This window comes from Paracoccus halophilus (genome assembly GCF_000763905.1).
Classification (GTDB): domain Bacteria; phylum Pseudomonadota; class Alphaproteobacteria; order Rhodobacterales; family Rhodobacteraceae; genus Paracoccus; species Paracoccus halophilus.
Window position 1 is genome coordinate 33,949 of the sequence record NZ_JRKN01000027.1, and the last position, 9,752, is coordinate 43,700.

11 protein-coding genes and 1 pseudogene are annotated in these 9,752 nt (G+C 66.4%); 8 read left to right on the forward strand and 4 right to left on the reverse strand.

Features of this window, described 5'->3' with window-relative positions:
- From scpA to IT41_RS15165, 4 genes are all read left to right on the forward strand, one after another.
- A complete protein-coding gene (gene scpA, locus IT41_RS15150; RefSeq protein WP_036742913.1) occupies window positions 1-2,142 on the forward strand; it encodes a methylmalonyl-CoA mutase in 2,142 nt (713 codons plus the stop codon).
- 127 nt (window positions 2,143-2,269) lie between these two features.
- The gene (locus IT41_RS15155) at window positions 2,270-3,094 is read left to right on the forward strand and encodes a hypothetical protein (RefSeq protein WP_036742915.1); all 825 of its coding nucleotides are present in this window, start codon (window positions 2,270-2,272) and stop codon (window positions 3,092-3,094) included.
- Entirely contained in the window at window positions 3,082-3,615 is a 534-nt protein-coding gene (locus IT41_RS15160) for a hypothetical protein (RefSeq protein WP_036742917.1), read from the forward strand. Before IT41_RS15155 ends, IT41_RS15160 begins: the two co-directional genes overlap by 13 nt.
- Window positions 3,616-3,679: 64 nt before the next feature.
- On the forward strand, window positions 3,680-4,996 hold the full coding sequence (locus IT41_RS15165; protein ID WP_036742920.1) for a homoserine dehydrogenase: 1,317 nt from the start codon (window positions 3,680-3,682) through the stop codon (window positions 4,994-4,996).
- A gap of 5 nt (window positions 4,997-5,001) precedes the next feature.
- Here the strand turns inward: IT41_RS15165 and IT41_RS15170 are convergent, their stop codons facing one another.
- Both IT41_RS15170 and IT41_RS15175 read right to left on the reverse strand, forming a co-directional pair.
- Window positions 5,002-5,646 carry a GntR family transcriptional regulator gene (locus IT41_RS15170; RefSeq protein WP_036742923.1) on the reverse strand — a complete coding sequence of 215 codons (645 nt, stop codon included), beginning with the start codon at window positions 5,644-5,646 and terminating at the stop codon, window positions 5,002-5,004.
- Window positions 5,647-5,676: 30 nt separating this feature from the next.
- On the reverse strand, window positions 5,677-6,366 hold the full coding sequence (locus IT41_RS15175) for a M48 family metallopeptidase (RefSeq protein ID WP_036742925.1): 690 nt from the start codon (window positions 6,364-6,366) through the stop codon (window positions 5,677-5,679).
- Window positions 6,367-6,514: 148 nt separating this feature from the next.
- On the opposite strand from IT41_RS15175, the gene IT41_RS15180 reads away from it, so the two are divergent.
- Together IT41_RS15180 and IT41_RS15185 are read left to right on the forward strand one after the other, a co-directional pair.
- Window positions 6,515-6,838: a TIGR02300 family protein gene (locus IT41_RS15180; protein ID WP_036742927.1), complete on the forward strand. Its 324-nt coding sequence runs from the start codon at window positions 6,515-6,517 to the stop codon at window positions 6,836-6,838.
- A 174-nt stretch (window positions 6,839-7,012) separates the two neighbouring features.
- Window positions 7,013-8,098 carry an endonuclease/exonuclease/phosphatase family protein gene (locus IT41_RS15185; protein ID WP_052081656.1) on the forward strand — a complete coding sequence of 362 codons (1,086 nt, stop codon included), beginning with the start codon at window positions 7,013-7,015 and terminating at the stop codon, window positions 8,096-8,098.
- A 34-nt stretch (window positions 8,099-8,132) separates the two neighbouring features.
- Here IT41_RS15185 and IT41_RS15190 read toward each other — a convergent pair whose 3' ends face one another.
- Both IT41_RS15190 and IT41_RS22060 read right to left on the reverse strand, forming a co-directional pair.
- Window positions 8,133-8,609 carry a universal stress protein gene (locus IT41_RS15190; protein ID WP_052081663.1) on the reverse strand — a complete coding sequence of 159 codons (477 nt, stop codon included), beginning with the start codon at window positions 8,607-8,609 and terminating at the stop codon, window positions 8,133-8,135.
- A 13-nt stretch (window positions 8,610-8,622) separates the two neighbouring features.
- Window positions 8,623-8,835 (reverse strand): annotated as a pseudogene (locus IT41_RS22060) (universal stress protein); the annotation flags it as partial.
- Between the two features lie 19 nt (window positions 8,836-8,854).
- Between IT41_RS22060 and IT41_RS21675 the strand changes: the two are divergent.
- Window positions 8,855-9,331 (forward strand): cation:proton antiporter domain-containing protein, encoded by a 477-nt coding sequence (locus IT41_RS21675; RefSeq protein WP_414811557.1) that lies wholly within the window; start codon window positions 8,855-8,857, stop codon window positions 9,329-9,331.
- Window positions 9,228-9,752, forward strand: a 525-nt coding sequence (locus IT41_RS15195; RefSeq protein WP_036742929.1) for a nitroreductase family protein, incomplete at its 3' end; no start/stop codon positions are given. The genes IT41_RS21675 and IT41_RS15195, both read left to right, overlap by 104 nt.

A 9,752-nucleotide genomic window follows, 5' to 3' on the forward strand; every position in this document is an offset into this window, starting at 1 on the left:
ATGAGCAAAAGCCCCACACCCGGTCTGGAGGACTGGCGCGCGCTCGCCAGCAAGGAACTCAAGGGCGCCGATCCCGACAAGTTGATCTGGCACACGCTGGAGGGAATCGAGGTCAAGCCGCTTTACACCCAGGCGGATGTGGCCGCCCTGCCCCATATGGGCAGCCTGCCCGGGATCGCGCCCTTTACCCGCGGCCCGCGCGCCACCATGTATGCCGGCCGGCCCTGGACCATCCGCCAATATGCCGGGTTTTCGACGGCCGAGGAATCCAACGCATTTTATCGAAAAGCCCTGGCCGCCGGGCAGCAGGGCGTCTCGGTCGCCTTCGATCTGGCGACCCATCGCGGCTATGACAGCGATCATCCCCGGGTCGAGGGCGATGTCGGCAAGGCCGGCGTCGCCATCGATTCGGTCGAGGATATGAAGATCCTGTTTGACGGCATCCCGCTGGACAGGGTGTCGGTCAGCATGACGATGAACGGCGCGGTGATCCCGATTCTGGCCAGTTTCATCGTCACCGGCGAGGAACAGGGCCATGATCGCAGCGTGTTGTCGGGCACCATCCAGAACGACATCCTGAAAGAATTCATGGTGCGCAACACCTATATCTATCCGCCCGAGCCCAGCATGCGGATCATCGCGGATATCATCGAATATACCTCGGCCGAGATGCCGAAATTCAACTCGATCTCGATTTCCGGCTATCACATGCAGGAGGCCGGGGCCAATCTGGTCCAGGAACTGGCCTATACGCTGGCCGACGGGCGCGAATATGTCCGCGCGGCGCTGAGCGCGGGCATGGATGTGGACAAGTTCGCCGGGCGGCTTTCGTTCTTTTTCGCCATCGGCATGAATTTCTTCATGGAGGCCGCCAAGCTGCGCGCGGCCCGCCTGCTGTGGCACCGCATCATGTCCGAGTTCAACCCAAAGAAGCCGGGCAGCCTGATGCTGCGCACGCATTGCCAGACCTCGGGCGTCAGCCTGCAGGAACAGGACCCCTATAACAATGTCGTGCGCACCGCCTATGAGGCCATGGCGGCGGCGCTTGGCGGCACGCAATCGCTCCATACCAATGCGCTGGACGAGGCCATCGCCCTGCCGACCGAGTTCTCCGCCCGGATCGCACGCAACACGCAGCTGATCCTGCAAGAGGAAACCGGCATCACCCATGTCGTCGATCCGCTGGCCGGCAGCTATTACGTCGAAAGCCTGACCGCCGAGCTGGCCGACAAGGCCTGGGAGCTGATCGAGGAGGTCGAGGCCATGGGCGGCATGACCAAGGCTGTCGCCAGCGGCATGCCCAAGCTGCGGATCGAGGAAACCGCCGCCCGCCGCCAGGCCCAGATCGATCGCGGCGAGGAGGTCATCGTGGGCGTGAACAAGTACCGCCTGTCACAGCAGGATCCGATCGACATCCTCGATATCGACAACATGAAGGTCCGCGAGGCGCAGATCGAACGGCTGCAAAAAATCCGCGAAACCCGCGATGAGCCCGCCTGCCGGGCCGCGCTGGACGAGTTGTCGCGCCGCGCGCGCGAGGGCGGCAACCTGCTGGCAGCGGCGGTCGAGGCCGCACGCGCGCGCGCCTCCGTGGGAGAGATCAGCATGGCAATGGAAAAGGAATTCGGCCGCCACCGGGCCGAGGTAAAGACCCTGGCCGGGGTCTACGGCGCCGCCTATGAGGGCGACGACGAATTCGCCGCCATCCAGCGCGATGTCGACGCCTTTGCCGAGGAAGCGGGCCGCCGCCCCCGCATGCTGGTCGTCAAGATGGGTCAGGACGGCCATGACCGCGGCGCCAAGGTGATCGCCACCGCCTTCGCCGATATCGGCTTTGACGTCGATGTCGGCCCTTTGTTCCAGACCCCCGAGGAGGCCGCGCAGAGCGCCGTGGACAGCGACGTGCATGTCGTCGGCATCAGTTCCCAGGCGGCGGGGCACAAGACGCTGGCGCCAAAGCTGATCGCCGCGCTGAAGGATCAGGACGCCGGCAACATCATCGTGATCTGTGGCGGCGTCATCCCGCAGCAGGATTACGATTTCCTGAAGAAAGCCGGGGTCAAGGCGATCTTCGGCCCCGGCACCAACATCCCCTCGGCCGCCAGGGATATCCTGGGGCTGATCCGGGCCGCACAGGCCTGAATCCGCCCCGGCAGCGCCTGCGGGCGCTGTCGCATGGATATTTGGATGAAGAAGAAATCCGCGCGGCGGGCCCCGGCTTGTCAGTCTGGTCGCCCTGTGAAAGAGTCGCGGCAAAGACGGGGGCGGCATGAACGACGGGCGCAACGGCACGGTCAAGCAGATCATCTGCATCAAATGGGGGGCGAAATTCGGACCGGAATTCGTCAACCGCCTGCATGCGATGATCGGGCGCAATATCACGCCGCCGTTCCGGCTGTATTGCTTTACCGATGACGGGGCCGGACTGCATCCCGATATCGCCGTGCGCCCCTTGCCCGAATTCGACTATCAGGCGCCGGTCAACACGCGCGGAAAATGGCCGAAATCGCGGCTCTGGGGCGATCTGGGCGATGTGACCGGGGTGGTGCTGTTTCTGGATCTGGATGTCATCATCACCGGCAGCCTTGACGATTTCTTTGCCTATGGCGACCCGGACGACACGGTGCTGGGGCTGAATCCGAACACGCCCCTGGAGAAGATGGGCCAGACCTCGGTCTATCGGATGCGGGTGGGCAAGCTGAAGCCGCTTCAGGACATGTTCCGCGCCGATCCGCAGGCCGCCGCCGACAAGTTCAGATATGAGCAGCGTTTCGTCACCCGCAACGCCCCCGGCGGCGTAAAATTCTGGCCCAAGGGTTGGCTGGCGCATTTCCGCATGCATTGCATCCCGAACTTTCCGCTGAACTATTTCCGCGAGGCGCGGATTCCGCCGGGGACCAGGATCGTGATCTTTCCCGGCAACCTGAACCCGCCCGACGCCATCGCCGGACGCTGGAGCGAAAACGACCGGCACCGCGCGCCCATGGATCATCTGCGCGCGGCCTTTGACGGGCGCCGGCGCGAGCGGTTCTCCAAGCATCTGCGCCATTACCTCTTGCCGGTCGGCTGGGTGGACGAGCTGTGGCGCGAATAGGCGCGCCCCCCGAGCAGCATTACACGCTGCCTGAGGAATTCGCGGCCCTGCTGGGGCAATGCGTGGCGAATTTCGGCTGGCTGGAAGAGATCATCAAGCGCACCATCTATGCGCTGGAAAGCGCCCGCCTGGCCGATGACCTGACCGAGGAAGAGCTGCAATCCTGGCTGGAGCGGATCGGCCATCTGGCGGATGATTCCATGGGCACGCTGATCGAGCAGCTGGACGCTGCGATGCGCCGCCATCCGGGGCTCCACGACCGCAACCGCATCACCGACCGGCTGAACGAGATCCGGCTGCATCGCAACCTGCTGTGCCATGCCTCCTGGCGGCCGACCGAGGGCAAGGCCCGCTGGCACCCCGCCTTTGTCAGCAACCGGGGCGAAGTGCAGAAGCGCGCGCTGAGCCTTGAGGATCTGGACCGCATCCGCGGCGACACGCTGGAGATCGGCACCCGCGTCATGCGTGTCATGCGGGCCACCGGCGAGCGCGGCTGCTGGGCCGGCGACGACGAGGCGTAAGCCCCGCGTTGCAAGCCCTGCCGCCTTGGGCTAACACCGCCTCACCCTTAGATGTGAGTTTCGCATGTCCGCCCATGAACCGGGGCAAAACGCCTCTCCGCTTCGTCTCGGCATCGCCGGCCTCGGGACGGTCGGCACCGGCACCGTCAAGATCATCCGCAAGCATGCCAAGCTGTTGTCGGCGCGCTGCGGCCGACCCGTCACGATCACCGCCGTCAGCGCGCGCGACCGGATGAAGAACCGCGATCTGGACCTGTCGGATTACGATTGGGAGGATGACGCCCGCGCGCTGGCCGTGCGTGACGATATCGACGTTTTCGTCGAACTGATCGGCGGCGATGAGGGCATCGCGCGCGCCTCCGTGACCGAGGCGCTCAGGGCCGGCAAGGACGTGGTGACCGCCAACAAGGCGCTGCTGGCGATCCACGGCCAGGAACTGGCCGAACTGGCCGAGGAACGGGGCCGCGTCATCCGCTTCGAGGCGGCCGTGGCCGGCGGCATCCCGATCATCAAGTCGATGACCGAATCGCTGGCCGGGAACCAGATCCGCCGCGTCATGGGGGTGATGAACGGCACCTGCAACTATATCCTGACCCGGATGGAAAACGGCGGCCTGCCCTATGAGGCGGTCTTTGAAGAAGCCCGCCAGCTTGGCTATCTCGAGGCGGACCCGACGCTGGACGTGGGCGGGATCGATGCGAGCCACAAGCTGGCGATCCTCGCGGCCATCGCCTTTGGCACCCGGCCCAGCTTCGACGCCGTCGAGATCGAGGGGATCGAGCGGGTCAGCATCGACGATATCCGCCGCGCCGCCGATATGGGCTATCGCATCAAGCTGCTGGGCGTCGCACAGATGACCGCGCGCGGGCTGGAACAGCGCATGTCGCCCTGTCTGGTGCCCGCCGACAGCCCGCTGGGGCAATTGCAGGGCGGCACCAATATGGTGGTGGTCGAGGGCGACTCGGTCGGCCAGATCGTGCTGCGCGGCGCCGGCGCGGGCGAAGGCCCGACGGCCAGCGCGGTGATGTCCGATATCGTCGAGATCGCGCGCGGTGTGCGCATGCCCAGCTTTGGCCAGCCGGCCCGCGATCTGGCCACCCCGCAGGCCGCGCGCACCGCCGTTCCGGCCGCCTATTACATCCGCCTGCAGCTGACCGACAAGCCGGGCGCGCTGGCCAAGGTCGCGACCATGCTGGGCGATGCCGGGATCTCGATCGACCGCATGCGGCAATATGGCCATTCCGAGACCGCCGGCGTCGCGCCGGTCCTGATCGTGACCCACAAGACCACGCCCGAGGCAATCGACCACGCGATGGAGGCCCTGCCCCGCACTGGCGTCATCGCCGGCGAGCCGATCGAACTGCGCATCGAGGAGGTCTGAGCGAGCTAGCTGGTGGCGAGGTGACGCAGCCCATGCGTCACATCCGCCCGCACCGCCAGCCGCAGCCCCGGCTCGTCCCCGGCGCGCAGCGACGCCAGGATCATGCGGTGATGGCGCGGCGGCTCGTGGCGCCGGACGCGGCCGTAAAGCGCCCGCATGGTCGGGCCAAGCTGCAGCCAGACGGTTTCAATCGTGGCCAGCATCGCCGGCGCCTGCGCGCGCAGATACAGGATGCGGTGGAATTCCAGATTGGCGCGGATATAGCCGATGGCGTCGTGGCGCTCTGCCGCGTCGCCGATGGCCGAATTGATCACCGCCATCCGGTCGATCAGCGCCTGATGGGCGCGCGGCAGCGCGCGGCTGGCAAGCTCGGGCTCAATCAGCGCGCGCAGCGCGGCCAGTTCCTCGATCCGTTCGACCGACAGTTCGGGCGTGGTGATCCGCCCCGAGGAGGACAGCGTCAGCGCCCCCTCGGCCGCCAGCCGCCGCACCGCCTCGCGCGCCGGCGTCATCGAGACGCGATGCTCGGCGCCGATGCCGCGCAGGGTCAGCGCGACGCCGGGCGCCATCTCGCCCAGCATGATGCTTTGGCGAAGATGGCGGTAAAGCCGCTCATGGGCGGGAATGTCGGAACTGCGCGGCGGAGTCATGCGCCCATGTGATCACAAAGCGCGGCGCCGTCAATCGCCTTCGCGAAAGCGCCATGCCAGAAGCTCGTGCCCGTGCTGCTTCAGCCAGCCGCGATGATGCGCGTAATCCGGCACAAGCCGTTCGGTCGCGGCCCAGAATGCCGGCGAGTGATCCATGTGCAGCAGATGCGCGACCTCATGGGCGGCGACGTAATCCAGCACCTCGGGCGGCGCCATGGCAAGGCGCCAGGAAAACATCAGCCGCCCGTCATGGGTGCAACTGCCCCAGCGTGAACGCGTGTCGCGCAGGACGATGGCGCGAAATCCGCGCCCCAGGGCGGCCCCGTGGCGGTCACAGGCCACCGCCAGCCGCATGCGGGCAAGATGCTTGAGCCATGCCGCGACCTGCACGCCGGCGGGCCGCTGCCGTGGCACCAGCAGCGCATCGCCGCGCAACCGGACGCGGCGCTCATCCGCGGGCGTGATCGCGCGCGCCCGCCCCTCGACCGGGATCAGCGCGCCATGGGCCGCCAGCCGCGGCTGGGGCATTGTCGCGCGAATCTGGCGCAGCCAGCCGGCGCGCGATTCGGCGAAGGCGCGGCCGTCGCTCAGGCTGGCCAGGCTGGGCAGGGTCAGCACCACCTCGCCGCCGGCCCGCGCCACGCGCAACGTCATCCGCCGTGCCCGCGCCGAACGTTTCAGCGTCACGGGAATGTCCCCTCCGACCAGAAAACTGTCCATGATGCACCGTATCCCGCGCTGATCCGAACCCTGCCCCGTTTGTCCATCCTCCTGCCATCCGGCCGCAAGGGGGAAAAGGCTTTGACAGCCCGATCTGGCTGTGGCAGGGGACAGCGGATTTAGCTAAACGCGGCAGAAAGAGAATACCATGCCCAAAGAGGAATGGGGCACGAAACGCCTGTGCCCCCACTGCGCGACGCGCTTCTACGATCTGAACAATGACCCGATGACCTGCCCGGCCTGCAACAACGCGTTCACGCTGGAAAGCCTGACCACGGGCCGCTCGCGTTCGCTGATCTCGGAAAAGACCTCGTCGAATGACGACGATCAGGCCGAGATCGTCGATGACGCGGATCTGGACGATGACGCCGATACCGGCGATCTGGACGATGATCTTCTGGACGATGACGATGATGACGGCGATGTCTCGCTGGACGAGATCGCCGATGTGCCGAACGAGGACGAGGACTGAGCGCCCGCTAGCCCGGATCGCATCGCATCGCAGGAAAAACCCCGCCCGGCCCGGCCGCGGCGGGGTTTGTCATGCGCCCGTCGCGCCGGCTGTGCGCCGGCTGTCATCCGAATGTCACGGGAACTGGGTGGAATATCCGCCAGAGCGTTTCAACCGCAAGTCACAGGTGCATCCATGGCCCGTTCGAACAAGCGCGATATCAGCATTGCCTGCTTCAACCTTCTGAACCTCGGTCTGCCCGGGCTGCCGATCTACGGCAAGGACGGCTGGACAGAGCTGGAATATGCCGCAAAACTGGCATTCTGCGAAAGCAGACTGGCCGAGATCGATGCCGATATCATCGGTTTTCAGGAGTGCTGGGATGCCGAGGCGCTGGCCGAGCTGTTTGACCGTCCCGCCCTGAAGGACCGCTACGATCTGGTCGCCCGCACCCTGTCGCCGCGCGGCATACAGGTCGCCCTGGCGGCGCGAAAGGGAATGCTTCGCGAAGAACCGCGCTGGATCGAGGAACTGCCCGAGAACGCCCGCTTCACCGATCTGCGCGAGGCGCGCGATGCCGAGGAATCGGTGACCGTCACCATTCGCAAATTCTCGCGACCGCTGTTGCGGGTGGTGGTCAACAAGGCTGCGGGTAGCCCCAACATCGTGGTCTATGTCGCGCATCTGAAATCCAAGGGGCCGACCACGCTGCGATATGATCGCGACAACCCGGTTCTGCGCGACAACAGCTTCATCGCGCGCTCGGTCGTGTCACATGTGCGGCGCATGGTCGAGGCCGGCGCGTTTCGCGCCATCCTCGACGACGAGCTGAGCGGCAACGACAGGCCGCTGGTGGTGATCGGCGATCTCAACGACAGCTCGATCTCGGTCTCGACCGAGCTGCTGAGCGGCAATCCGGGCTACCGTTTCTTTGCCAAGAGCACGGCCGGCAGCAAGTCGGATACGGGGCTCTATTCGGTGGAAAAGCTGCAACAGCTGCGTTCGTTCAGGCATGTCTATTACACGCATATCTTCAAGAACCAGATGGAGTCGCTGGACCACATCATGGTCTCGGACTCGTTTTACGATCACTCGTCGATCCGCAAATGGTCCTTTCGGGAGATGAACATCCTCAACGATCACCTGACCTCGACCGAGGCCGAACGCCGCCGGCTGGGCCAGAACGATCACGGCATCGTCGCGGCGCGCTTCGACTGGAATCCGATGGTCGAAGAGGCGGAGAAGATTCTCGAGGAGGCCGGCAGCCCGGCGGTCAGCTGAACGCCGCCCCCCGGCCGCCCCCGGGCAGCGCCGGTCAAGGGCTTGCGGCCGGCGGAATCGCCATGACCTCGCGATCGGCCCGGCAGAGCACAGCCTCCGCCACGCTGCCGAGGAAAAATCTGGCGAGGCCGCTGCGCCCATGCGCTCCGACGACCAGCAGATCCCCGGATTCCTCTCGCGCCGCGGCAAGAATATCCTCGGCCGGCGGGCTTCGGACCTGACGGAGATCCTGCCGGAACGATCGCCATTCGACCGATCCCACGAGGGCCGAGAGCGCCTGTGACGCCTCCTTTCGCTGGTCGTCGAGATAGGCCTGCCGCTCATCGGACGGCAGCGCATGGCTGATGGCCAGATGGATGGCGGGCGCGTCTAAGACATGCAGGATAGATGCCCGCGCGCCGCGCGCGATGTCGAGCGCGGCGCAGGTTTTCACCGCGTTCCGGCCCCCCTCGGACATGTCCGCGGTCAGCATCACGCGCCGATACGCGGCCACCGGGGGCGCCTTGACCATCCATCAACACGGAACGGGTGACCGGGCGTATCCTGCGCTCTACCGTCGTGCCGACGAACACGTCGCGCAGCGCCTGCCGCCTGTGCGGCCCGATGACGACAAGATCCGGCGCGTCTTCGGCCACGGCTTGCGCGATGCCCGCGAAAGGGTCGGCAGGTCTGGTGGATCGCCCCGAGCCGGGCCGGGTCCGGCCGTGGTGACGCATATGCCTGCGGGAAAGGCGCATGATCGGGCTCGCGCTCTGACTGGGGCATGTCACGAGCCTCTATGTGGCGGTTACCCTTACCTTTTCCTCGAAGATCATCATCGTGAAGCTGCTTTCGGACAAGCGCGAGATCGACAGCTTTCACGGCCAGATCGCGCTCGGCTTCCTGATCGTGCAGGATCTCGTCGTCGTGCTGGCCATGATCGTGCTCCCGGCCATCGGCATCGCCGCGACGGCCGAGGGCGGCGGGCCGGCCGGCAAGGCTGGTGCCGCCGCGCAAAGCGGGCTATCTGCGGGGTATCAGGCCCAGTCGCCCCGCCTGCCGGCCGGGCGCGAGTGCCCCGGATCCGGGCCACCCCGGATCCGCAATTCCCTGGCCGTCTTGCGCCGGCCAAGCCGTTTTCGAGGTCCGAATGCCACAGTCCGATACCGCCATCCTGAACTTCCTGCGTCAGCGCCGCTCGCACCCGCCGAAACTGCTCAACGATCCGCCGCCGGCGCGCGACGCGCTGCTTGAACTGCTGGAACTGGCCGCCCGCGTTCCCGACCACGGCAAGCTGGAGCCATGGCGCTTCGTCGTGCTGACGCGCCCGGTTCTGGATCGCCTTGCCCCCGAGCTTGCCGAATATGTGGCAGCGCAGGGCGGCGACGAGACCGCGGTGGACAAGGCGCGCGCGGCCTTTGGCTCGCCGGTGATCGTCGCCGTGATCTCGGCCCCGGTCGAGAGCGCCAAGATCCCGGAATGGGAGCAGTTCCTGTCGGCCGGCGCGGTCTGCCTTGGCCTCGTCAATGCCGCGCTGGCCGCTGGCTATGGCGCGGCATGGCTGACCGGGCCGGCCGCGCAGCCGGAATTCGCGCAAGCGCATCTGGGGGTCGGCCCGGGCGAACGGGTCGTCGGGCTGATCCATATCGGCCAGCGCGGCGCCCCGCCCCCTGAC